Here is a 23,143-nt window from a genome sequence, read left to right as displayed (position 1 = left end):
GGAGTATCAGGACTAGTGGTGCCGCGCATGTGCCGTGCGCACGCCGCGAGTTGACTTTCCCCCATGCCGACGCACACACAGACCGCGAAGACGAAACGCCCGGCGGGCGCCGACCGCCCGGTACAACTGACCGACCTCACCAGGAGGTTCGGCACCGGCGACCGGGCGGTGACCGCCCTCGACGGCGTCACCCTCGGCTTCGACGCGGGCACCATGACCGCCGTGATGGGCCCCTCGGGATCCGGCAAGTCCACCCTCCTGCAGTGTGCGGCCGGACTCGACCGCCCCACCTCGGGAACCGTCACCCTGGACGGGACACCCCTCGACGGCCTCGACGAGACCGCCCTCACCCTGCTGCGCCGCGACCGGGTCGGCTTCGTCTTCCAGGCCTTCAACCTGGTCTCCTCGCTCACCGCCGCCCAGAACGTCGCCCTCCCGCTGCTGCTCGCGGGCCGCCGCCCCGACCCCGCCGCCGTCACTGCGGCACTCGACCAAATGGGCCTCGCCGACCGGGCCGCACACCGGCCCAGCCAGCTCTCCGGGGGCCAGCAGCAGCGCGTCGCCCTCGCCCGCGCGCTGATCACCCGGCCCGCCGTGCTCTTCGCCGACGAACCGACCGGCGCCCTCGACACCCGGTCCTCCCGGACGGTCCTCGGCCTGCTGCGCGGTCTGGCCGCCCAGCACGGACAGACCGTGGTCATGGTGACGCACGATCCGGCCGCCGCCGCCCACGCGGACCGCGTCGTGCTGTTCGCCGACGGCCGGATCGCCGAGGAGATCCCCCACCGCCCGGACGCCACCGCCGTCGCCGCGCGCATGGCGGCACTGGAGACCCGGTCATGAGCAACCGCAGCCGGTTCCGCACCCGGGTCCGTCCGCGCGCCCGCTCCGGGCGCCACCCCGTGTTCGCCTTCGCGCTCGCCGCCGTCCGCGCGCGCACGACCGCCTTCGCCGGGTCCTTCGTGGCGCTCGCCCTCGGCGTCGCCATCCTCTGCGCGAGCGCGCTCATCCTGCTGTCCGGCGGCAGCGGGGTCCCCGACCGGTACGCGGGCGGCCCCGTCCTCGTACAGGCGCCGCGGGGACCGGCCGGCAACGGCACCTTCCTCGACCGGGCACCCTGGTCACCGCAGCGCACCGAGCAGCTGACCCGCACCCTGGCCGCCCTGCCCGGGGTGCGCCGGGCGGTGCCCGACCGCAGCTTCCCCGCCCAGGCGCTGCGCGCCGACGGCACCCCGGCGGACGAGCAGCGGCCCGGCGAACGGCGCGGCCAAGCCTGGTCCACCGCGGCCCTCGCCCCCTACCCGCTGACGTCCGGCCACCCGCCGCGGCGGGCCGACGAGGTCGTGGTGCCCGGCGCCTCGGGGATCGCGGTGGGGGAGCGGATCACCGTCCGCACCGCCGCGGGGCCCGAGCCCCACACCGTCTCCGGAACCGCCGAAGGCCCCGGCTACTACGTCACCGACCGCCGCGCCGCCGCCCTCTCCGGCGGCGTACGGGTGATCGGCCTGCTCCTCGACGAGGGCGCGCGGCCGGCCGCCGTCGCCGCCGCGGCGACCCGGGCCGTCGGAGCCGCGGGCCTCGTCCTCACCGGGGACGCCCGCGACGCGCTCGCCCCGGCGGCGGACGAGAAGACCCGCTGGATCGGCGCCCAGGTGCTCGCCGCGATGGCCGCCCTCTCCGGGTTCGTCACCGTCTTCGTCGTGTCCTCCACCTTCGCCTTCGGAGTCACCCAACGGCGCCGCGAGATGGGCCTGCTGAGGACGCTGGGCGCCACCCCGCGGCAGCTTCGCCGGATGCTGTACGCGGAGGCGCTCTGCGTCGGCGCGGCCGGCGCCGCGACGGGCGCGCTCCTGGGCACCGTCCTCGCGCCCGCACTGGGCGCCGTCCTCGTCGACGCGGGCTTCCAGCCGCAGGGCTTCGCGGTGCGGACCGCGCTGTGGATCCCGGCCGCCGCGTGGGCCGCCGGAATCGCGGTCGCCCTGGCCGGGGTGTGGGCGGCGGCCCGGCGGGCGGCCCGGATCGCCCCGCTGGAGGCGCTGCGCGAAGCCGCCGTCGACGACCGGCCGCCCTCCCGGGCCCGGCTGTTCACCGGCATCGGCTTCACCACGGTCGGCTGCGCGGCGGCCGTCGCCTCCGCCCGTGCGGAGGCGGCCGACCTGATCTCCCTCGCCCTGGTGACCGCCCTCGGTCTGATCACCGGCCTCACCCTGCTCACCCCCACCCTCCTGCCCCCGCTGGTGCGGCTCGTCACCCTGCCGTGGGGCAGGCGCGGCGGAGCCACCGCGCTGCTGGTCCGCGAGGGCGTACGGACGTCGTTGCGCCGCACCGCCTCGACCGTGGCACCCGTGCTGGCCACCCTCGGCTTCGTGGTGCTCATCACCGGCAACACCCAGACGTCCGCGCACTCCTACCGCACCGAGGAAGCCGTGTCCGTACGGGCCGAGGCGGCCGTCGTGCCCCGGGGCGCCCCGGGACTCAGCGACGCCGCCGCGGCAAGGATCGAGGGCGCCGCGCTGCTGCCGACCACCGTGCACACCGCCGGCGGCCCGCTCCCGGCGGCCGGTGTCGACCCCGGTCCCTTCGCCGCCGCGCACCCCCGTCTGCGGGTCGTCTCCGGCTCTCTCGCCGGCCTCGGGGAACCGGGCACGATCGCGGTCACCGAGTCCGCGCGCGCAGGCCTGGCCGCCGGAGTGACCTACGAGGACGGCCGCACCGGGAAACCGCGGGTCGTGGCGGTGCTGTCCGACCGCTCCACCCCGTACCCGGTCCTGCTGGGCCGTGCGGCCGTCCGGGCGCACGACCCGGCGGCGCTCACGGAGGCCGTCTACCGCACCGGGCCCGAGGTCGCCCTCGCGGAGGCACGGGAGATCACCCCGGCGGCCTTCGCGGGCCGCGCCGACGCCGAGGAGGACCACCTCGTCGAGGTCTTCACCCTCCTCCTGGTCGCCATGTCGGCGGGCTACACCGGCATCGCGGTCGCCAACACCCTCCTCATGGCCACCGCCGACCGGATCGGCGACCTGCGGCTGCTGCGCCTCTCGGGGGCGACACCCCGTCAGGTGCTGGGGACGGTCGCGGGGGAGACCGTCTTCGTGGTCGCCCTCGGCGCACTGCTCGGCGGTCTGGTCGCGCTGCCCTCCCTGCTCGGCATCCGCGCCGGGCTGAGCGCCACCCTCGGCATCCCGGTCGACCTGGTGGTTCCGTGGCCGACGGTACTGGCGGCGGCCGGCGGCTGCCTGCTGCTGGCCCTGGCGGCGAGCGTGCTCCCTGCCAGGGCGGCACTGCGGACCCGGGCGGTCTGAGCAGCCCCCGGAACGCGCACGGGGCGGGCCGGGGGAATCCCCCGGCCCGCCCCGTGCGGCGCGATGCGTGCCGTGCTCCCGGGACCCGCCCCGGTCACTTGGCCGAGGCCACCAGCGGGTAGTGGTCGCTCAGGTTGGTGTACGTGTAGGACTTGCCCCAGCTGGAGACCGTCCAGGGCGCGCTCTGCTCCTTGACCACGTGGTTGTTCCAGCCCGCCGGGCGCGCGTTCCCGGTGCGGGGGAGCACGTAGTCGAGGTCCTCGCGCGGGTCGCTCGGGTAGCGCTCGGCCGCGATCGAGTTGTCCTTGGTGTCGAAGGAGTACGGGTGACCGGTGCGGGAGGCCGCGCCGTCGAGCCCGCCGTCCTTGAGCATCGAGGCGTACTCGGGGCTGTGCGAGTCCACGTTGAAGTCGCCCGCCACCAGGACCTGTTCGCCCGCCGGGACCTGCTTGGCGTCCAGGAACGCGTCGATCTGCTTGAACTGGGCGCTCCGCTTGGCCGCCGCCTCACCGGCCTTGCAGCCGGGGTCGGTGGACTGGAGGTGGGTGCCGACGATGTGCACCTTGGTGCCGTTGACGTCCAGGACGACGTAGGCGAAGCCCTTGTTGGAGAACCAGTCGCCGCCGCACGCCTCCTTGAAGACGAACTGTTCCTTGCGCACGATCGGCCACTTGCTGTAGACCGCGACCCCGCCGTCCTCGGGCGTCGTCGCGGAGTAGGAGCCGCCGGTGGCGTCCCAGCCGGTCTTGCTCCGGCCGACGACGGGGGTCTGGTGCGGGTACTGGGCGGCGGCGTTGCGGCCGAGCGCGTCGGAGGCGGAGTTGTCGAAGGCCTCCTGGAGGACGACGACGTCGTTGCCCTGGAAGAAGGGGGCCTCCGCGATGGCCTTCGCGCGGAAGTCCTGACCCCAGTTGGGGTAGAGGTTCTTGCTGAAGAGGAAGGCGTTGTACGAGAGGACCTGGAGGGCGGGGGTCGCGGCGGCGGCCGGTGCCGCCGGGGCGGCGGACGCGGCGGGTGCGGCCAGCGCGGCGGCCGCGGCGGTCACCGCGGTGACGGCGGCGACGAGGGCCGGTCGGCGCGAAGGGGTCGGCACAGAGTTCTCCCGTGGGTGATGTGGGGCGAGAGGGGCGTGAGTTGCTGCCGACGCACATCAAAGCAGCCCCGGTTACTTCCCGGTAGACAAAGCACACCCCCCACCTGTCCCCCTCACCAACTGTCCCCGCCCAGCCCCCAGCCCCCAGCCCGCCCCGCCCCCTTGGGCGGCGGGGCCGCCCCCCGGGGGCGGAACGGGCGGGCAAGGGGGGCGGCCCCCGGCGGAGCCGAACCCTCCGACCCCGCCCGGCCAACGCCCCGCCCCCGCACCCCCGCCGCCCCGCCCCCGCTCAACCCTCAGTGCTCGTGCACCGAATTCGTCTCAGCGATCTTCTTCCACGACTTCGGCTGCACCGGCGTCACCGCCCGCTCACCCGCCGCCCCCGCCGCGTACCCCCGCGCGATCCGCGACTCCGCCGCCGCCGGCGCAGCCGGCTTCTCCGGCTGGTACAGCCACGTGTCGAACAGCTCCGCCAGCGGCTTCTTCGACACCTTCTCCGCGTACTTCACGAAGTCCGAGACCTTCGCGTTGCCGTACGCGTACTGCTTCGGCCACCCCTTGAGGATCTGGAAGAACGCCTCGTCGCCGACCGCGTTGCGCAGCGCCTGGATGGCCAGCGCGCCCCGGTCGTACACGGCGATGTCGAACTGCTTGTCCGGACCCGGGTCACCCGGCTTGACCTGCCAGAACGGGTCGTCCGCCGTACGCGAGGCGTACGCGTAGTCGGCCAGCTCCTGCGCCGTGCCCTCGCCCTCCTTCTCCGACCACAGCCACTGGCTGTAGCGCGCGAAGCCCTCGTTGACCCAGATGTCCTTCCAGTGGTGCACGGACACGCTGTCGCCGTACCACTGGTGCGCCAGCTCGTGCACGACCACCGACACGTTCGCCCCGTTGGCGAACTGCTTGGGGCTGTAGAACGGGCGGGTCTGCGTCTCCAGCGCGTAACCGCTGGTCACGTTCGGGACGTAACCGCCGATCGCGTTGAAGGGGTACGGGCCGAAGACGCCCTCCAGCCACTCGGTGACCTCCGCCGAGCGCTCGATGCTCGCCCGCGCCGCGCCGTCGTTGTCGCCGAGGTCCTTGCTGTACGCGTTGAGGACCGGCAGCCCCGAGGACGTCTTGTCGGTGGTGACGTCGAACTTGCCGACCGCGAGGGTGGCCAGGTAGGAGGCCTGGGGTTTGTTGGAGCGCCAGGCGAAACGGGTCCACCCCAGCTTCGAACTCTGCGACTGGAGAACGCCGTTGGAGATGGCGGTCGAACCGTCCGGCACCGACACCGACACGTCGTACGTGGCCTTGTCGAGCGGGTGGTCGTTGCTCGGGAACCACCACGCGGCCGAGTCCGGCTCCTGCGCCGCGACGCCGCCGTCCGAGGTGCGGTGCCAGGCGGTGTACCCGCCGACCTTCACCTCGGAGGGCTTGCCCGCGTAACGCACCACCACGGAGAGGGACTTGCCCTTCTCCAGCGGGGCGGCCGGCGTGACGACGAGCTCCTGCTCGCCCTCCTTGACGAACTTCGCCACCTTGCCGTTCACCCGCACCTCGCTGACCTTCAGGCCGAGGTCCAGGTTGAAGCTGGACAGGTTCTGCTTGGCGGTGGCGAGGATGGTCGCCGTGCCCTCCAGCAGGTCCGTCGTCGGCTGGTACTTCAGCCGCAGGTCGTAGTGGGATACGTCGTATCCGCCATTGCCGCTGGCCGGGTAGTAGGGGTCTCCGATGCCCGGCGCGCCCGGGGTGAAGGACGCCGCGGATGCCGGGATCGCCAGCAGGAGGGTGGCCGCGGCGAGCACGCCCGGGGCGATGATTCTGCGGTGCACGAGTGCTCCAAGTGGTCAGGTGGAACGATCTGTTGGCACTCTATTCAGCCCCTCGGCCACCAGCCATGTCCATGGTCACTGCTGTCACACGATCGCCATACGGCCGACATGCGGGCCGGTATCCCTTTTGGCCGCACCGGGTGCGGGGCGCGGTGCGGGCGGGACGTCCCGCGCGGCCCGCCGGCCCCGTACGGCCCCCTGTTGCGCACGGGGCAGGGGCGTTACCGTCCCGCCATGTCGATACCAGCGCGGGCCAGGCGCCCGAAATGGAGAATGCTCGTCCCCACGACCGTGGCCGCGTTGACGGCCGTGCTGCTGGTCCCGGCGGGCACCGCCCAGGGCGCGGGCGAGGCCGCGTCGGCCAGGCCCACCGAGAGCAGACCCGTCTACGCGTACGACAAGGCCATCCGCGAGTCCGTCTGGGTCGACACCCGTGTCGACGGCGACAAGGACGGGAGGACCGACCGGGTCGCGGTGGACATCGTCCGCCCCCGCGAGACCGACCGCACCGGCCGCCGCATCCCGGTGATCATGGACGCCAGCCCGTACTACTCCTGCTGCGGGCGCGGCAACGAGAGCCAGAAGAAGACGTACGACGAGAACGGCAGACCCGTCCAGTTCCCGCTCTTCTACGACAACTACTTCGTCCCGCGCGGCTACGGCTACGTCGCCGTCGACTTCACCGGAACCAACCGCTCCGACGGGTGCGTGGACGTCGGCGGCAGCTCCGAGATCCAGTCCGCCAAGGCCGTGATCGAGTGGCTGAACGGGCGCGGCACGGGCTACACCAGCCGCACCGGCAACACCCGTGCCCGCGCCCACTGGACCAACGGCGACACCGGCATGATCGGCAAGAGCTGGGACGGCACGGTCGCCAACGGAGTGGCCGCCACCGGCGTCGAGGGCCTGCGCACCATCGTGCCGATCGGCGCCATCTCCTCCTGGTACGACTACTACTTCCAGCAGGGCGCCGACCTCTACGACGGCGGCCCCGACGACCTCGCCGGATACGTGGAGAGCCCCGAGGCGGGCGCCCGCTGCAAGGCGGTGAAGAAGTACCTCTCCGACGGCGCGCCGCTGAACGGCGACCGCACGCCCATGTGGCAGGACCGGGACTTCGTGCCCGACGCCCGCAAGGTGCGCGCCAGCGTCTTCGCCGTGCACGGCATGCAGGACCTCAACGTCCGCACCAACCACTTCGGCAAGTGGTGGGACGCCCTCGCCCAGCAGGGCGTCGCGCGCAAGGTGTGGCTGTCGCAGACCGGGCACGTGGACCCGTTCGACTTCCGGCGGGCCGAGTGGGTGAAGACCCTGCACCGGTGGTTCGACCACGAACTGCTCGGCTACGACAACGGCATCGACCGCGAGCCGATGGCCGACATCGAGCGCAGGCCCGACCGGTGGAGCACCGACCGCGTCTGGCCGCCGCGCGGCACCGACGCCACCGGGGTCCGCCCGCAGCAGGGCAGCTCCGCCGGGGTCGGCGTACTCGGCCTGCGGCGCGCCGAGCCCGGTACGACCGAGACCTTCACCGACGACCCGAAGCTCGGCGAGAACGCCTGGGCCGCGAAGATCGACACCGGCACCCCGGAGAAGGCCGGCTTCACCACCCGGCCGCTCTCCCGCGACCTGCGCCTCTCCGGCTCCGCCAAGGTCACCCTCTCGGTCACCCCCTCCACCACCAGCGCGAACCTCTCCGCGGTCCTCGTCGACCTGGGCCCGGACACCATCCGCGACTACGGCGCCTCGGGCGAGGGCATCAAGACCCTGACCGAGCGCACCTGCTGGGGTGCGAGCACCCCCGGCGACAGCGCGTGCTTCAAGGCGACCGCCGCCAACACCACCGCCGTCGACTTCCAGGTCTTCAGCCGCGGCTGGGCCGCCCTCGCCCACTACCGGGGCGACGGAAAGGCCCGTCCGCTGACCCCCGGCAAGGAGTACGAGATCACCATCGACCTCGCGGCGTCCGACCACGTCGTCCCGGCCGGCCACCGGCTCGCCCTGATCGTCGGCGGCACCGACGCCGGACTCGTCGAAGCGCCCGACACCCGTCCCACCCTCGGCCTCGACCTCGCGGAGACCTCGGCCAGGCTGCCCGTCGTGGGCGGCGAGCGGGCCTTCGCCCGCGCCACCTCCGGCAGCGCGGCGGCGGCCCCGCTGTCCCCGGGCGCCCCGGACGGCGTGCCGGTGCCGCAGAACCTGTCCCGGCTGCCCGGCGCGGCCTTCCTGACGGGGGACGTCCGATGAGGGCCCGCGCCCTGGTGGCGCTCCTCGGTACGGCGGCCCTCGCGGTGCCGCTGCTCGCCGCCCCCGCCCAGGCCGGGGACGGTGCCCGCACCGCACCCCGTACCGGATTCGAGACGTCGAACGGTGCCCGCTGGACCACCCAGCCCGAGGAACAGACCTTCCTGGCCGACGTCGACCGGGCCGCCTCCCGGGTCTCCGTCTCCGTCGTCGGCACCACCAAGCAGGGCCGTCCGCTCCAGCTCGTGCGGATCGGCGAGCGCCGGCGCACCGCGTCCACCGTGCTCCTGATCTGCAGTCAGCACGGCAACGAACCGGCGGGCCGCGAAGCCTGCCTGAGCAAGGTGCGCGACCTCGCGTACGCCACCGACCGCCGCACCCGGGACTTCCTGCGCGAGACCACCGTCCTGGTCGTCCCGACCGCCAACCCCGACGGCCGCGCCGCCGACACCCGGGGCAACTCCGACGGTGTCGACATCAACCGCGACCACATCGCCCTGGCCACCGCCGAGGGCCGCGCCATGGCCGCGGTCGTCCGCGACCACAAGCCCGATCTGGTGTACGACCTGCACGAGTACGGGGCCACCCCGGCGTACTACGACAAGGACCTCTTCGACCTCTGGCCGCGCAACCTCAACACCGACGCCCGGGTCCACGAGGAGTCCAGGAAGCTGTCCGAGAAGTACGTCAGGCCCGCCGCCCACGCCTCCGGGTTCAGCACCGGGACGTACGGCATCTGGACCGACCCCGTCACCGGGGAACCGGTCAAGCAGGTCGCGGGCGACGGGCAGGAGCGCATCCTGCGCAACGCGTCCGGCATCAAGCACGCGGTCGGTCTGCTGATCGAGAGCCGGGTGGACGCGCTGAGCGACGCCGAGAAGCAGGACCGGGCACTCAACCAGCGGCGCCGGGTCGCCTCCCACACCGCCTCGCTCGGCGGTGCGCTCGCCTATGCGGCCCAGCGGCGCGGCCCGATCGAGGCGGCCACCACCCGCGCCCGGCTCGCGGGCTTCGCGGACCGGGGGCCCGTCTATCTGGGCGGTGCGGACAACGAGGCGCCGAAGCCCGCCGACGTACTCGCCGACCCGCCCTGCGGCTACCGGCTGACCGCCAGTCAGATCGCCGAGGTGGGCGACGAACTCGCTCTGCACGGCGTGCACTTCAGGTCCGACCGTGGGGGTGCATACGTACCGCTGCGACAGTCCCAGCGGGATCTGGTCCCGCTGCTCCTCGACGAGAAAGCCGCGTATCACCTCGCAACCGGGCAACCCGACACGCGCTGTTAGCGGACCGTGACGTGCGTCACCTGTGATACCGGGTAGCGGCAGGGAATCCTCCCTACCCGAAAGGTGACCCACGTGTCCCAGGACGAACAGTCGTCGGACGACCGGGCAGCCTCGCCGCTCATGGCGGATCTGCCCGGAAGTCCGCACTCCACACATCGACCACAGACCGACCGCATCGTGTTCGGCGTCACCGCCGCCCTCACGCTCGCGTTCGTGCTCTGGGGCGCTCTCGCCACGCAGTCCCTGGAGGATGCCTCCACCTCGATGCTCAACGGCCTGATCCACAACGGCGGATGGGCCTTCATGCTGGCGGCGACCGGCTTCGTGGTCTTCGCGCTCTGGCTCGCGGTGAGCCGGTACGGGAAGATCACGCTCGGCGAGGAGGGCGAGAAGCCCGAATTCCGGACGGTCTCCTGGGTCGCGATGATGTTCAGCGCGGGCATGGGCATCGGTCTGATGTTCTACGGAGTCAGTGAGCCGCTCGGCCACTTCGGCTCCCCGCCGCCAGGCACCCACCCGGCCAACGCGTCGGAGGCCATGCAGACCGCCATGGCCACCACCCTCTTCCACTGGACGCTGCACCCGTGGGCGATCTACGCGGTGGTCGGCCTGGCCATCGCGTACAGCACCTTCCGCCGGCGCCGCCGCCAGACGATCAGCGCGGTCTTCACCCCGCTCATCGGCGAGAAGCGCGCCAACGGCGGCCTCGGCCGCTTCATCGACATCCTCGCCATCTTCGCGACGCTCTTCGGCTCGGCGGCCTCGCTGGGCCTGGGCGCGCTCCAGATCGGCAGCGGCATGAAGGAGCTCAACTGGATGGAGAAGGCGGGCACCGGCCTGCTCATCGCTATCATCGCCGTCCTCACCGTCGCCTTCGTCGCCTCCGCCGTCTCCGGCGTCGAGAAGGGCATCCAGTGGCTGTCCAACACCAACATGGTGCTGGCGCTGCTGCTGGTCGTGTTCGTCTTCATCGCGGGTCCCACGGTCATCGTCCTCGACCTCCTGCCCACGTCCATCGGCGCCTACCTCGGCGACCTCCCGCAGCTCATCGGCCGCACCGAGGCCACCGGCGGCGAGGACGTCGCGACCTGGCTGGGCAGCTGGACGGTCTTCTACTGGGCCTGGTGGATCTCCTGGACGCCCTTCGTCGGCATGTTCATCGCGCGGATCAGCCGGGGCCGCACCATCCGCCAGTTCGTCGGCGGCGTCATCCTCGTGCCGAGCACGGTCAGCCTGCTGTGGTTCGCCGTCTTCGGCGGCACGGCGATGAAGATGAAGGAGGCGGGCAGCCTCGCCGACGAGTCGACCCCCGAGGGCCAGCTCTTCGGCCTCCTCAAGGAGTTCCCGATCGCCACGGTCACCTGCATCCTGGTGATGGTCCTGGTCGGCATCTTCTTCGTCTCCGGTGCCGACGCGGCATCCATCGTCATGGGCACGCTCTCCCAGAAGGGCTCCTTCGAGCCGACCAAGATGGTCGTGATCTTCTGGGGCGTGGTCACCGGAGCGGTCGCGGCGATCATGCTGCTGATCGGCGACGGCGAGGACGACGCGCTCAAGGGCCTGCAGAACCTGACGATCCTCGTCGCGGCCCCGTTCGCGGTGGTCATGGTCGGCATGTGCGTGGCCCTGATGCGCGACCTGCGCAGCGACCCGCTGATCGTCCGCGGCGAGATGGGCGTCGAGGCCGTGGAGTCGGCGGTCATCGAGGGCCACAAGAAGTACGACGGCGACTTCGAGATCCGCATCGGTCCCGGCAACGGCACGGACCCCGAAACGGACCCGGACGCGGACGCGGACCCGGAGACCCGCGAGGGAGGAGACACCCGGGTCTCCTGACAGCACCGCGCCCGGCGACGCCCGTCGCAACCGGTCCCCGCGCCCTCCTGGGGGGTGCGGGGACCGGTGCGTGCGCCGGACACTCCGCAGCACGGGGCCGCACACGGAAGCAGGGGAGCGGGCCGGACCAGGGGAGCGGGCCGGACCAGGGGAGAGGGCCGGATCAGGGGAGCGGCCGGACCAGGGCGGGCCCACCGTCCCCCGCATGCCCGCATGCCCGCATGCCCGCATGCCCGCATGCCCGCATGCCCGCATGCCCGCATGCCCGCATGCCCGCATGCCCGCATGCCCGCATGCGCGCATGCCCCCATGCGCGGCTCAGGGGCCATCGGCCGCCACTACTCGCAGCCACCGTCCTCCGCACGGCCGCCCTGCCCGCCCGCACGCTCCGTATGCCCGCATGCCCCGTATGCGCGCCCGGCCGCCACTGCTCGCAGCCACCGTCCCCGCACGGCCGCCCCGTGAGCCCGCGCGCCCCGTAAGCCCGCACGCCCCATATGCGCGCCCGGCCAGTACACCCGCACGCCCACTCGTCCGGCCCGCACGCCCACCCGACCGGCCCGCACGCCCACCCGACCGGCTCGTACGTGCCGCTCGTGAGGGGAATTCGCGATCCGGTGCGCACAGCCCGCCCCGACTGGGGATACTCACCCCATGTCTGCCGCGCACGCGACCTTCGGGCTGGCCCCGGCGATACGGGCCGGTGGAGTTCTTGCCACCGGTGCCTACCAACTGCACCGCGACTTCATGGACTTCATCGTCGACGGCCGCCCCCTCCTCCATCAGCTGTCCGACCTCGACGCGGTCTCCCCGCTCGCCTCCGACGTCCCACCGGCCATCTTCACCACGCACGTCCGCAGACTCCTCCTGGACGCCGCGCCCCCGCTTCCCGGCGGGCGGTACGTGATCTACGGCTGCCCCGACTGCGAGAGCCTCGAATGCGGCGCCGTCACCGCCGTCATCGAACGCGAGGGCCCGGACATCGTCTGGCGCGACTTCGCCTGGCAGACCACCGACACCACCGACCTGGACCGCGACGGCTACCACGGGATAGGCCCGTTCCGCTTCGACGCGGACACCTACCGCACCGAACTGAGCCGCCTCCTCCCGGACGGGGCCACCGGCCCCGACGACGACGGCACGCCCGCGGCCCCGCCGCGCCGCCGCGTCCTGCTCATCGGGTCCCGCGTAGCCGTCCTCGCCAAGCTGGCGGCCGCCCTCCGTACGATCAACATCGGCGCGGAGATCGCCGAGAACGCCGACCGGGTCCCGCCGGACGAGATCAGGACGTACGGTGCGGTGGCCTTCGGCAGGTCGGTCGCCGAGCACGAGAAGGCGGCGGTACGCGAGGCCTTCGCGCGGGCGGGAGTCGAGCCCGCATACGTGGAGGGCCACGCACCGATGGTCCCCCTGCTGGTCGCACAGCTCGAACACGCCCTGGACCAGACCCCGCAGGAGCAGCGCCGGCTGGTCCGGCTGGTCGCGGCGGACGGCGAGGCGGGGGTCGAGGTCACCTCGACGTGCCGGGTGCAGCTGGTCGCGTACCGCCAGGACCGCCTGCACCGCACCCACGCGGAGGTGGTCTTCGAGGGCCTGCTGGAACCGGGCAAACACCGCATCCCCCTGGACGAGCGGGCGACCCGGGGCCGTTCCTACGTCGTGGCCCGCACGATGGGCGGCGTCCTGACCACCCCCATGGCCCGCTGACCCGACCACCCCGAAGAGCAGGTCACCGCCACCACCGCCCCCCACCGCTCCCTTCGTCCCGGTCCGCTCGCTTAAGATCGATCCCTCATGACTGCAACCCTCGTCGCCAAAGACCTCGCCGCCGGCCACGGCGACCGCACCCTGTTCTCCGGGCTCGACCTCGTCGTCGCCCCCGGGGACGTCATCGGTCTCGTAGGTGTCAACGGAGCGGGCAAGTCCACCCTGCTGCGCCTGCTCGCCGGCCTGGACACCCCGGAGGGCGGCGAGCTGCGGCTGTCGCCGCCCACCGCCACCGTCGGCCACCTCCCGCAGGAGCCGGAGCGGCGCGAGGGGGAGACGGTCCGCGAGTTCCTCGCCCGGCGCACGGGCGTGGCAGCCGCCCAGCTGGCGCTGGACACCGCCACCCAGGCCCTGGTCGACGGCGCTCCGGGCGCCGACGACGCGTACGCCACCGGCCTCGACCGCTGGCTCGACCTCGGCGGCGCCGACCTCGACGAACGGGCCGAGGAGGTAGTGGCCTCCCTCGGCCTGACCGTCGGCCTCGACCAGCCCATGACGGGCCTGTCCGGCGGCCAGGCCGCCCGCGCCGGTCTCGCCTCCCTCCTCCTCTCCCGCTACGACGTCTTCCTCCTCGACGAGCCCACCAACGACCTCGACCTCGACGGCCTCGACCGGCTGGAGAACTTCGTCACGGGTCTGCGCGCCGGCACGGTCGTCATCAGCCACGACCGCGAGTTCCTCACCCGTACGGTCACCAAGGTCCTCGAACTCGACCTCGCCCAGCAGCAGATCAAGCTGTACGGCGGCGGGTACGCGGCGTACCTGGAGGAGCGCGAGACCGCCCGGCGGCACGCGCGCGAGGAGTACGACGAGTTCGCCGACAAGAAGGCGGCGCTGGAGGGCCGGGCGCAGATGCAGCGCGGCTGGATGGACAAGGGCGTGCGCAACGCCCGCCGCAAGTCCACGGACGGCGACAAGATCGGCCGCAACATGCGCAGCGAGGCGAGCGAGAAGCAGGCCGCGAAGGCGCGCCAGACGCAGCGCATGATCGAGCGCCTGGACGTGGTCGAGGAACCCCGCAAGGAGTGGGAGCTGCGGATGGAGATCGCCGCGGCCCCGCGCTCGGGGGCGGTCGTGGCGACGATGCGCCACGCCACGGTCCGCCGGGGCGACTTCACCTTCGGGCCGGTGTCGCTGCAGATCGACTGGGCGGACCGGGTGGCCATCACGGGCGCCAACGGGGCGGGCAAGTCGACCCTGTTGGCGGCGATGCTCGGCAGGCTCCCGCTCGACGAGGGGGACTCGACGCTCGGCCCGGGGGTGGTGGTCGGCGAGGTCGACCAGGCCCGGGGCCTCTTCTACGGTGCCGAGACGCTCCTGGACGCGTTCTCCGCGGCGGTCCCGGACACGGAACCGGCCGAAGTACGCACGCTGCTGGCGAAGTTCGGTCTGAAGGCGGACCACGTGCTGCGTCCCGCCACCACGCTTTCTCCGGGCGAGCGCACACGCGCGGCGCTGGCCCTGCTCCAGGGCCGGGGCGTCAACCTGCTGGTCCTGGACGAGCCCACGAACCACCTCGACCTCCCGGCGATCGAGCAGCTGGAGTCGGCGCTGGATTCGTACGAGGGAACCCTCCTGCTGGTCACCCACGACCGCCGCATGCTGGACGCGGTCCGCACGACGAGGCGAGTGGAAGTCGCCGACGGCAAGGTCACCGAGAGCTGACCGCTGCGCTCGGCAGCACGACACGGGCCGTCGAGCCCGCCCCTGAAGGGGCGCGGGGAACTGCGCGAGCAACCAACGACGCTCCCGCAGACCCCCCAGCCCCGCGGCCAGCGGTTTAGGGAAGGGGCGGGGAGGGGCAAAGCCCGCCGCAGGCGCGACAGCCCCACCCCACCCCACCCCGCCCCACCCTCAGCCCCGCTTCCCCCGATCCACCAACCCCGCCTTCCGCAACGCGTCCGCCATCGCGCTGTTGGCCGGTGCGGGCGCCGGCCGCCCACCCTGGCCGGCCCCACGCCCCTTGCCCTGCTGGCCCTGGCCGCCCCGCCGCTGCTGAGGCGCCCGCCCGCCGGACCCGGACCCGCCACCGGAGCCGGAGCCCGATCCGGACCGGGACCCGGATCCAGCCCCGGACCCGGACCTGCCCCCCGAACCCTCACCACCGGACCGCGACCGCCCGCCACCGCCCCCCGCCGAAGCCTCGTCGTCCAGCCTCAGCGTCAGCGAGATCCGCTTGCGCGGTACGTCGACGTCCATCACCTTCACCCGGACGACGTCCCCCGGCTTCACCACGTCCCGCGGGTCCTTCACGAACGTCCTCGACAGCGCCGACACATGCACCAGCCCGTCCTGGTGCACGCCCACGTCGACAAAAGCGCCGAACGCGGCGACGTTCGTGACGACGCCCTCCAGGATCATCCCGGCGGCCAGGTCGCCGATCTTCTCGACGCCCTCCTTGAAGGTGGCCGTCTTGAACGCCGGACGCGGGTCCCGCCCCGGCTTCTCCAGCTCCCGCAGGATGTCGGAGACCGTCGGCAGACCGAACTTGTCGTTGACGAAGTCCTCGGCCCGCAGCCCCCGCAGCACATCCACGTTCCCGACCAGGGAGGCCACTCCGGCCGACTTCACCATCGTGCGCACCACCGGGTACGCCTCCGGGTGCACGCTGGACGCGTCCAGCGGGTCCTCGCCGTCGCGGATGCGCAGGAAGCCCGCGCACTGCTCGTACGCCTTGGGGCCCAGCCGGGCCACGTCCTTCAGCGCCCGGCGGGACCGGAAGGGCCCGTTCGCGTCCCGGTGCGCGACGATGTTCTCCGCGAGCCCCGACCCGATGCCCGACACCCGTGAGAGCAGCGGCGCGGACGCCGTGTTGACGTCCACCCCCACGCCGTTCACACAGTCCTCGACCACCGCGTCCAGCGACCGCGAGAGCTTCACCTCCGACAGGTCGTGCTGGTACTGGCCGACCCCGATCGACTTCGGGTCGATCTTCACCAGCTCGGCCAGCGGGTCCTGCAGCCGCCGCGCGATGGAAACAGCACCGCGCAACGAGACATCCATGTCAGGCAGTTCCTGCGAGGCGAAAGCGGAAGCCGAATAGACCGAGGCCCCGGCCTCCGACACCATCACCTTCGTCAGCTTCAGCTCCGGGTGCTTGGCGATCAGCTCACCGGCCAGCTTGTCGGTCTCGCGGGAGGCCGTGCCGTTGCCGATCGCGACCAGCTCGACCGCGTGCTCCTTCGCCAGCCGCGCCAGCTTGCCCAGCGCCTCGTCCCACCGGTTCGCGGGCACGTGCGGGTGGATGACGTCGGTCGCCACGACCTTGCCGGTGGCGTCCACGACCGCGACCTTCACACCGGTACGGAAACCGGGGTCCAGCCCCAGCGTCGCCCGCGTCCCGGCGGGCGCGGCCAGCAGCAGGTCGCGCAGGTTCGCCGCGAAGACCCGTACCGCCTCGTCCTCGGCGGCGGTACGCAGCCGCAGCCGCAGGTCGATGCCCAGGTGCACCAGGATCCGCGTCCGCCACGCCCAGCGCACCGTGTCCGCCAGCCACTTGTCGCCGGGGCGGCCACGGTCGGCGATCCCGAAGCGGCGGGCGACCATGTTCTCGTACGAGGACGGGCCGGCCTGCTCCGCGTCGTCCGGCTCCGGCTCCAGGACGAGGTCGAGTACGTCCTCCTTCTCGCCGCGCAGCATCGCCAGCACCCGGTGCGAGGGCAGCGCGGTGAACGGCTCCGCGAAGTCGAAGTAGTCGGCGAACTTGGCGCCCGCCTCCTCCTTGCCGTCGCGCACCTTCGCCGACAGCCGCCCGCGCGACCACATCCGCTCGCGGACCTCGCCGATCAGGTCGGCGTCCTCGGAGAACCGCTCGGTCAGGATCGACCGGGCCCCGTCCAGGGCGGCTGCCGCGTCCGCGACCCCCTTGTCCGCGTCGACGAACGCCGCCGCGGCGGCCGTCGGGTCGACCGACGGGTCGCCGAGCAGGCCCTCGGCCAGCGGCTCCAGACCCGCCTCGCGGGCGATCTGCGCCTTGGTGCGCCGCTTCGGCTTGAACGGGAGATAGATGTCCTCCAGCCGCGCCTTGGTCTCGGCGGCCAGGATCCGCGCCTCCAGGGCGGCGTCCAGCTTGCCCTGCTCCCGTACGGAATCGAGGATCGCCGAGCGGCGGTCCTCCAGCTCCCGCAGATACCGCAGCCGCTCCTCCAGGGTGCGCAGCTGCGCATCGTCGAGCATCTCGGTCGCTTCCTTGCGGTAGCGAGCGATGAACGGAACGGTCGAGCCGCCGTCGAGCAGCTCGACGGCGGCCCTGACCTGCCGGTCCTTGACGCCGAGTTCCCCGGCGATCCTGCTTTCGATGCTTTCGATGGACGTCGTCACGGTGTTACCGACTCGCCTTCTCCTGCGGGCAGTGCATGGTGCACCTCAACTTCGGTGCCCCTGCATTCTGCCGTGCGCGGCGGCGGAGCCACGCAGGGGATCGCCCGAAGCGCGGCGCCCGCTCACGCCCTGCGGGCCCGGCCACCGCGCGAGGCGCCGCCGAACAGCTTGGCCAGCAGGCGGAAGGGCAGGGTGACGACGGTGGCTACGGCGCCGCCGACCGTACGGAGCGCATCGGCAATGGCACGGAACACGGGGTCCTCCTCCTCGTCGGACGCTGCGGTCCCCGTGCGGGTGTCCGCACCCGCCCGGCCCAAACACCCGGCCCGAGCATCCGGCCCAAACGCCCGGCACGAGCACGGGGCCCGAGCACCCGCCCGGCGCGGTGTCCGCGCCCCGCACGCGCGTCGGCGTCCGCTCAGCCCTTCCCGACCAGCGAGTCCGGGAAGGCCCCCGCGGCGGCGGCCGTCATCAGGAAGCCGCGGCCCAGTTCCGTCAGCCGCTCGACGTCGGCGGCGCCCAGGTACGCGTACGGCGCCAGGTCGAGCCGGTCCGTGGTGTCCTCGATGTCCGCGCGCAGCGCGACGCCCGCCTCGGTCAGCTCGCCCTCGGCGTCGAGCACTCCGCGAGCGCGCAGCCGCTCCGCCGCCGCGTCCCAGTCGGCGCGCGACCAGCCACGGGTGCGGATCACCCAGCGCGGGTTCATGCCCTTGCCGGTGGCGGTGTGGCTGACCAGCGCCTCGACCGGGTCGAGCCCGGCGGTGAGCAGGGCGGCCAGGTGGCCGTCGCCGCGGTGCTCGCGCAGCAGGGTGGCCGCGTGCCACAGCGCGAGGTGCGGTACGTCGGGGGTCGGCAGGTCCGCGTGGGCGGCGTACAGCGGCCTGGCCTCCCGGGAGCAGGCCTCGGTGGCGCGCATCGCGAGCGCGGCGGCCTCCGCCATCTCGTCGGACGCGACGACCTCGTCACCGAGCAGCCGGCGCAGCGCCCGGTCGGCCGCCCGCAGCCGCGCGCCGAGCACGGCCTCCGGCGTCACGGTCTCCCAGAGCGCCGGCAGGACCTTGGCGATCAGGTCGTAGTTGTAGTTGTAGAAGGCGGCGGCGACCACGCCGGGCCCGACCGTGCCCAGGGCGGCGACCCGCCCCACGAAGAACGGCGCCTCGGGGTCGTCGATCCCGAGCGACGCCAGTTCCTCCGCGTACTCGGGGGAGAAGTAGACCGTCGAGTGGAGCGCGTTGAGGGGGCTGTTGCAGCGACGCCCGGCGCGTGCGGGCAGCGGTGAGGTCTCAGTCATACCCGCAGGTTACCGACTGGTTGGTACGCGGGTACAGCCCCTGCCGCGATGGCAGGAAAAGTGGGGAACTCGTCATTGCGGCCATGCGCCGCCTCGCGAAGCATGGAGGCATGACGCAGCAGCGCCCCGACCTCGTCCTGGCCGTCCTCTTCGACGGCGTGCAGAGCCTCGACGTGACCGGCCCGATCGAGGTCTTCGCGGGGGCGGGCCAGGCCACCGGAGTGCCGTACGACATCCGCACGGCCACCCTCGACGGCGCCCCGATCCGGACCTGCAGCGGGCTCCGTCTGACCCCGGACGCCTCCCTGGCGGCCTTCGCCGAGGAACTCGCCGCGGACCGGGACACCCGCGTCACCCTCCTCGTCCCCGGCGGCAGGGGGACCAAGGACGCCGATTCCGGCCTCGTCGACTGGCTGCGCCTCCACGCACCGCGCGCCGACCGCCTCGTCTCGGTCTGTACGGGGGCCTTCCTGCTGGCCGGGGCCGGACTGCTGGACGGGCGCCGGGCCACCACGCACTGGAACTTCGGCGAGCGCCTCGCCCGGCTGCACCCCAAGGTCGACGTCGACCCGGACTCCATCTACGTGCGCGACGGACACATCGCCACCTCCGCCGGGGTCACCTCCGGCATCGACCTCGCGCTCGCGCTCGTCGAGGAGGACCACGGCCGCCGGGCCGCCCTGACCGTCGCCCGGCACCTGGTCGTCTTTCTGCGCAGGCCCGGCAACCAGGCCCAGTTCAGTGCCCAGCTGTCCGCCCAGACCGCCGCGCGCGAACCGTTGCGCGACGTGCAGCAGTACATCTCCGAGCATCCGGACGCCGATCTGTCGGTGGAGTCGCTGGCCGCCCGCGCCCGGCTGTCGCCCCGGCACTTCGCCCGCGCCTTCCAGGCCGAGACCGGCGCCACCCCCGGCCGCTACGTCGAGCGGGTGCGCATCGAGCACGCCCGCCGCCTCCTGGAGGACAGCTCTGACGGCGTCGCCGGAATCTCCCGCGCCTGCGGCTACGGCACCCCCGAGGCGATGCGGCGGGCCTTCGTGAAGACGCTCGGCACGGCCCCGGCCGAGTACCGCCGCCGCTTCCGCCCCCTGCCCACCGACTGACCCGGCAGCACCGGCCGGCAGCTCTTCCCCGCACGGCTTCCCCGCACCACACACCCGTACCGCTGTCCAGCTGAAAACGGAGCGCACCATGCAGATCGCCATCGCCCTGTACGAGAACTTCACCGCCCTCGACGCCGTGGGCCCCTACGACACCCTCGGCCAGCTGCCCGACGCCGAGACCGTGTTCGTCGCCGCGCAGGCCGGGCCCGTGCGCAACGACCGGGGCGAACTCTCCTTCGTCGCGACCAGGTCCTTCGACGAGGTGACGCGGCCGGACGTCGTGGTCGTCCCCGGCGGCCCCGACCGGGCGAGCCAGCTGGAGAACAAGGCGCTGCACGACTGGCTGCGCGCCGTCGACCCCACCACCACCTGGACGACGTCCGTGTGCACCGGCTCCCTGGCGCTCGCCGCCGCGGGTCTGCTGGAGGGCCGGCGGGCCACCTCGCACTGGCTGGCCCTGGACACCCTGGCGGGGCTCGGCGTGGAGACCACGGGGGAGCGGGTGGTCTTCGACGGGAAGTACGTGACCGCGGCCGGTGTCTCCTCCGGCATCGACATGGGCATCACCCTGGCGGACCGGATCGCGGGCGAGTTCGCCGCCCAGAGCATCCAGCTGATGGTCGAGTACGACCCGCAGCCGCCGTTCGACGCGGGCTCCCCGGACAAGGCCCCGGCGGACCTGGTCGCCTACTGGCGCTCCCAGGACGCCGGCTGACGCACCCCCGCTCCGCCGACCCGCCGGGCCCCCGAACCGTACGGCCCGCTGCCGGGCCCGAAAGGCTCAGTGCCGCGGCGCGGTCCACCCGAAGCGCGGCGCACGCCGTTCCAGGAAGGCGGCGACACCCTCGGCGGTGTCGCCGCTGCCGGCCATCTGCTCCTCCCAGTACGCGTCCCGGTCGGTGCGTCCGTCCACGAACTCCTTGGCCGCCGCCTGGGTGAGCCCGGAGCGTCCCACCAGTACGCGGGTGAACTCGGCCACCCGCTTGTCCAGTTGGCCCACCGCGAGCACCTCGTCGACGAGACCGGTGCGCAGCGCCCGCGCCGTGTCGACCAACTCCCCGGAGAAGAGGAGGTACTTGGCGGCGGACGGCCCCACCAGCGCGGCCAGCCGGCGGGTGGAGGACGACGGGTAGACGATGCCGAGCTTCGCCGGGGTCACCCCGAACAGCGCGCCCTCCTCCGCGAACCGCAGGTCGCACGCCGCCGCCAGCTGGTTCCCGCCGCCCACGCAGTACCCGCGCACGGCCGCCAGTGTCGGCTTCGGGAAGGCCGCGAGCGCCTCCTCGGCGACCACCGCCAGCTCCTGCGGCGTACCTCCGGCGTCCCCGGGCCCGCGCAGAGTGGAGATGTCCACCCCGGCGCAGAAGGTGTCGCCCTCACCCGTCAGGACCAGCGCACGTACGCCCGGGTCGTCCGCCAGCGCGGCCAGCAGACCGGGCAGGGCCCGCCACATCCCGGCCGTCATCGCGTTGCGTTTGGCGGGGTTGGCCAGCACGACGGTGGCTACGGAGTCGACGACGGTGTGGGTCACCCGGGGTGGCAGCTGCATGCGCCGGATGCTATCCGTCCCCTGTGAACCTATGATCGGGGCATCGGGGGGCCGAGGCAGGCACGGGGGCCGACCGAGGAGTGCTCGCATGGTGGAACCGACCCGGACCGAACCGACCCGCGAGACAAGGAAGCTGAGCCGCAACTTCGGCTGGCTGGCGTTCCTGGGGATCCTGCTGGTCATCGGCGGAGTGGTCGGACTCCTCTACACGGGCTTCGCCACCCTCACCACGATGCTGCTGTTCGGCTGGCTGCTGCTGGCCGGCGGGCTGGTGGGGCTGCTCCAGTCGGTGCAGTCGCGGGGCACCAGCTTCTTCTGGCTCGGTGTCGTCGTCGCCGCCCTGAACATCGCCGCCGGTGTCGTCGTGATCCGCCACCCGGTCGTCAGCGCCGAGGCACTGACCATGTTCGCCGCCCTGCTCTTCCTGACCGGCGGGCTCTTCCGGGTCGTCGGCAGCGTGGTGGTGCGCGGCCCGCAGTTCGGCTGGACGCTGGTCCAGGGTGCCTTCGGGCTGCTGCTGGGCCTGCTGGTGCTGTTCGACTGGCCGCACAGCAGCCTGTACGTGCTGGGCACCTTCTTCTCGCTCGCCCTGCTCTTCGACGGGCTCGGCCTGATCTCGATCGGCCTCGGCGGGCGCCGGGTCGTCTCCATGGTCTCGGAGGCGATGCGGCCGGAGACCGCTGGAGCCCCGGACGCCCCCGGAGCCCCGGAGCCGCACGGCACCCCGGACGGCACCGAGGCCCCGTACGGCCCGGCCGACGCGCCCCGCCCCGGGAACCCCGGCGGCCCCGAGGGCTCCGCGCGGACCGACTTCCACAAGCCGGAAGATCAGGACCGGTCGCCCAACTGACGGCCAATCGGACCGCAATGGGCTACTCGGTGCACAGAAACAGTCAGAAAGCGTCTCTTGCTGCTGACTTGTGTTCAGTCTCCTGGTACGGACCTCACCGCCCCGAAGACTCGAACCGTGGTCATGACCGAGCGCGAGGGCGGGTGCCCGATGATGGAGAGCCGTGGGAGCGCCCCACCCCCCGACGGGGCCGTCGGCGCTCCGCCGGGCGACAGTGCCGACGGCACCGTGGGCCCGTCACGGGCGTACGAAGGGGTCTGGAGGTTCACGGCGCCCGCGGTGGACATCTCCGTCCCGCAGGCCCGGCACGCGGTACGGGACCTGATCCGCCGGCAGGGCGTACCGGTCACCGACGACCTGATGCAGGGACTCCTGCTGATCGTCTCCGAACTGGTCACCAACGCGGTAAAGCACGCGGCGCTGCTCTCCCCGGAACTGGCCGTCGAGGTCGCCATCGGCGCCGAGTGGATCCGGGTCTCCGTCGAGGACAGCCACCCCTACCGTCCCAAACCGCTGGAGACGGACTACGCGCAGACCGGCGGACGCGGACTGCTGCTCGTACGGGAGATCGCGGGCGAGGCCGGCGGGGTCTGCGACGTCGAGCACACCGCGAGCGGCGGCAAGGTCATCTGGGCGGCGCTGCCGCTGACCCCGCCCCCCGGCGGCTGACGCGCACACCCCCGCT

General features: G+C 73.0%; 17 protein-coding genes. 11 read left to right on the top strand and 6 right to left on the bottom strand.

Annotated elements, in window-relative coordinates; translation table 11 throughout:
- The first annotated feature begins 63 nt into the window (after positions 1-63).
- Positions 64-843, top strand: coding sequence for an ABC transporter ATP-binding protein (locus ACFYVL_RS05635; RefSeq protein ID WP_389241521.1), 780 nt, complete (start codon positions 64-66; stop codon positions 841-843).
- Positions 840-3,302: an FtsX-like permease family protein gene (locus tag ACFYVL_RS05630; RefSeq protein WP_389241520.1), complete on the top strand. Its 2,463-nt coding sequence runs from the start codon at positions 840-842 to the stop codon at positions 3,300-3,302. The genes ACFYVL_RS05635 and ACFYVL_RS05630 overlap by 4 nt, the downstream gene beginning before the upstream one ends.
- Before the next feature lie 94 nt (positions 3,303-3,396).
- Here ACFYVL_RS05630 and sph read toward each other — a convergent pair whose 3' ends face one another.
- Both sph and ACFYVL_RS05620 read right to left on the bottom strand, forming a co-directional pair.
- A complete protein-coding gene (gene sph / locus ACFYVL_RS05625; RefSeq protein WP_389241519.1) occupies positions 3,397-4,395 on the bottom strand; it encodes a sphingomyelin phosphodiesterase in 999 nt (332 codons plus the stop codon).
- Between the two features lie 296 nt (positions 4,396-4,691).
- On the bottom strand, positions 4,692-6,212 hold the full coding sequence (locus ACFYVL_RS05620) for a M1 family metallopeptidase (RefSeq protein WP_389241518.1): 1,521 nt from the start codon (positions 6,210-6,212) through the stop codon (positions 4,692-4,694).
- 234 nt (positions 6,213-6,446) lie between these two features.
- Between ACFYVL_RS05620 and ACFYVL_RS05615 the strand changes: the two genes are divergently transcribed.
- The 5 genes from ACFYVL_RS05615 (at position 6,447) to ACFYVL_RS05595 (ending at position 15,010) form a co-directional block, all read left to right on the top strand.
- Positions 6,447-8,459 (top strand): Xaa-Pro dipeptidyl-peptidase, encoded by a 2,013-nt coding sequence (locus ACFYVL_RS05615; RefSeq protein ID WP_389241517.1) that lies wholly within the window; start codon positions 6,447-6,449, stop codon positions 8,457-8,459.
- Entirely contained in the window at positions 8,456-9,742 is a 1,287-nt protein-coding gene (locus tag ACFYVL_RS05610; protein WP_389241516.1) for a M14 family metallocarboxypeptidase, read from the top strand. The genes ACFYVL_RS05615 and ACFYVL_RS05610 overlap by 4 nt, the downstream gene beginning before the upstream one ends.
- Before the next feature lie 120 nt (positions 9,743-9,862).
- A complete protein-coding gene (locus ACFYVL_RS05605; RefSeq protein WP_389241797.1) occupies positions 9,863-11,578 on the top strand; it encodes a BCCT family transporter in 1,716 nt (571 codons plus the stop codon).
- 654 nt (positions 11,579-12,232) lie between these two features.
- Positions 12,233-13,285 (top strand): oxidoreductase, encoded by a 1,053-nt coding sequence (locus ACFYVL_RS05600; RefSeq protein WP_389241515.1) that lies wholly within the window; start codon positions 12,233-12,235, stop codon positions 13,283-13,285.
- Positions 13,286-13,372: 87 nt separating this feature from the next.
- Positions 13,373-15,010: an ABC-F family ATP-binding cassette domain-containing protein gene (locus ACFYVL_RS05595; RefSeq protein ID WP_389241514.1), complete on the top strand. Its 1,638-nt coding sequence runs from the start codon at positions 13,373-13,375 to the stop codon at positions 15,008-15,010.
- A 189-nt stretch (positions 15,011-15,199) separates the two neighbouring features.
- On the opposite strand, the gene ACFYVL_RS05590 is transcribed toward ACFYVL_RS05595, so the two are convergent.
- The 3 genes from ACFYVL_RS05590 to ACFYVL_RS05580 all read right to left on the bottom strand — a co-directional run bounded on the left by ACFYVL_RS05590 (position 15,200) and on the right by ACFYVL_RS05580 (position 18,956).
- A complete protein-coding gene (locus ACFYVL_RS05590) occupies positions 15,200-17,665 on the bottom strand; it encodes a Tex family protein (protein WP_389241513.1) in 2,466 nt (821 codons plus the stop codon).
- A 122-nt stretch (positions 17,666-17,787) separates the two neighbouring features.
- The gene (locus ACFYVL_RS05585) at positions 17,788-17,919 is read right to left on the bottom strand and encodes an LPFR motif small protein (protein ID WP_389241512.1); all 132 of its coding nucleotides are present in this window, start codon (positions 17,917-17,919) and stop codon (positions 17,788-17,790) included.
- Between the two features lie 164 nt (positions 17,920-18,083).
- A complete protein-coding gene (locus tag ACFYVL_RS05580; protein WP_389241511.1) occupies positions 18,084-18,956 on the bottom strand; it encodes a hypothetical protein in 873 nt (290 codons plus the stop codon).
- Between the two features lie 110 nt (positions 18,957-19,066).
- Here ACFYVL_RS05580 and ACFYVL_RS05575 point away from each other — a divergent pair, with 110 nt between their 5' ends.
- Together ACFYVL_RS05575 and ACFYVL_RS05570 are read left to right on the top strand one after the other, a co-directional pair.
- On the top strand, positions 19,067-20,059 hold the full coding sequence (locus ACFYVL_RS05575; RefSeq protein ID WP_389241510.1) for a GlxA family transcriptional regulator: 993 nt from the start codon (positions 19,067-19,069) through the stop codon (positions 20,057-20,059).
- 88 nt (positions 20,060-20,147) lie between these two features.
- Positions 20,148-20,774: a DJ-1/PfpI family protein gene (locus tag ACFYVL_RS05570; protein WP_389241509.1), complete on the top strand. Its 627-nt coding sequence runs from the start codon at positions 20,148-20,150 to the stop codon at positions 20,772-20,774.
- 66 nt (positions 20,775-20,840) lie between these two features.
- On the opposite strand, the gene ACFYVL_RS05565 is transcribed toward ACFYVL_RS05570, so the two are convergent.
- The gene (locus tag ACFYVL_RS05565) at positions 20,841-21,608 is read right to left on the bottom strand and encodes an enoyl-CoA hydratase/isomerase family protein (protein ID WP_389241508.1); all 768 of its coding nucleotides are present in this window, start codon (positions 21,606-21,608) and stop codon (positions 20,841-20,843) included.
- Between the two features lie 88 nt (positions 21,609-21,696).
- Between ACFYVL_RS05565 and ACFYVL_RS05560 the strand changes: the two genes are divergently transcribed.
- Together ACFYVL_RS05560 and ACFYVL_RS05555 are read left to right on the top strand one after the other, a co-directional pair.
- Positions 21,697-22,458 (top strand): HdeD family acid-resistance protein, encoded by a 762-nt coding sequence (locus ACFYVL_RS05560; protein ID WP_389241507.1) that lies wholly within the window; start codon positions 21,697-21,699, stop codon positions 22,456-22,458.
- Positions 22,459-22,611: 153 nt separating this feature from the next.
- Positions 22,612-23,127, top strand: coding sequence for an ATP-binding protein (locus ACFYVL_RS05555; RefSeq protein ID WP_389241796.1), 516 nt, complete (start codon positions 22,612-22,614; stop codon positions 23,125-23,127).
- The last annotated feature ends 16 nt before the right edge of the window (positions 23,128-23,143 follow it).

Origin of the sequence: Streptomyces sp. NPDC004111, from assembly GCF_042874215.1 — a bacterium.
Taxonomy (GTDB): domain Bacteria; phylum Actinomycetota; class Actinomycetes; order Streptomycetales; family Streptomycetaceae; genus Streptomyces.
Note: the sequence above shows the minus strand (reverse complement) of the source record. Positions and strands in the feature narration are given on the sequence as shown.

Coding starts and splice junctions, on each gene's coding strand:
- ACFYVL_RS05600 (WP_389241515.1), top strand. CDS start 12,233: ATGTCTGCCGCGCACGCGACCTTCGGGCTGGCCCCGGCGATACGGGCC.
- ACFYVL_RS05595 (WP_389241514.1), top strand. CDS start 13,373: ATGACTGCAACCCTCGTCGCCAAAGACCTCGCCGCCGGCCACGGCGAC.
- ACFYVL_RS05615 (WP_389241517.1), top strand. CDS start 6,447: ATGTCGATACCAGCGCGGGCCAGGCGCCCGAAATGGAGAATGCTCGTC.
- ACFYVL_RS05635 (WP_389241521.1), top strand. CDS start 64: ATGCCGACGCACACACAGACCGCGAAGACGAAACGCCCGGCGGGCGCC.
- ACFYVL_RS05630 (WP_389241520.1), top strand. CDS start 840: ATGAGCAACCGCAGCCGGTTCCGCACCCGGGTCCGTCCGCGCGCCCGC.
- ACFYVL_RS05570 (WP_389241509.1), top strand. CDS start 20,148: ATGCAGATCGCCATCGCCCTGTACGAGAACTTCACCGCCCTCGACGCC.
- ACFYVL_RS05555 (WP_389241796.1), top strand. CDS start 22,612: ATGGAGAGCCGTGGGAGCGCCCCACCCCCCGACGGGGCCGTCGGCGCT.
- ACFYVL_RS05575 (WP_389241510.1), top strand. CDS start 19,067: ATGACGCAGCAGCGCCCCGACCTCGTCCTGGCCGTCCTCTTCGACGGC.
- ACFYVL_RS05610 (WP_389241516.1), top strand. CDS start 8,456: ATGAGGGCCCGCGCCCTGGTGGCGCTCCTCGGTACGGCGGCCCTCGCG.
- ACFYVL_RS05560 (WP_389241507.1), top strand. CDS start 21,697: ATGGTGGAACCGACCCGGACCGAACCGACCCGCGAGACAAGGAAGCTG.
- ACFYVL_RS05580 (WP_389241511.1), bottom strand. CDS start 18,956: ATGACTGAGACCTCACCGCTGCCCGCACGCGCCGGGCGTCGCTGCAAC.
- ACFYVL_RS05605 (WP_389241797.1), top strand. CDS start 9,863: ATGGCGGATCTGCCCGGAAGTCCGCACTCCACACATCGACCACAGACC.
- ACFYVL_RS05565 (WP_389241508.1), bottom strand. CDS start 21,608: ATGCAGCTGCCACCCCGGGTGACCCACACCGTCGTCGACTCCGTAGCC.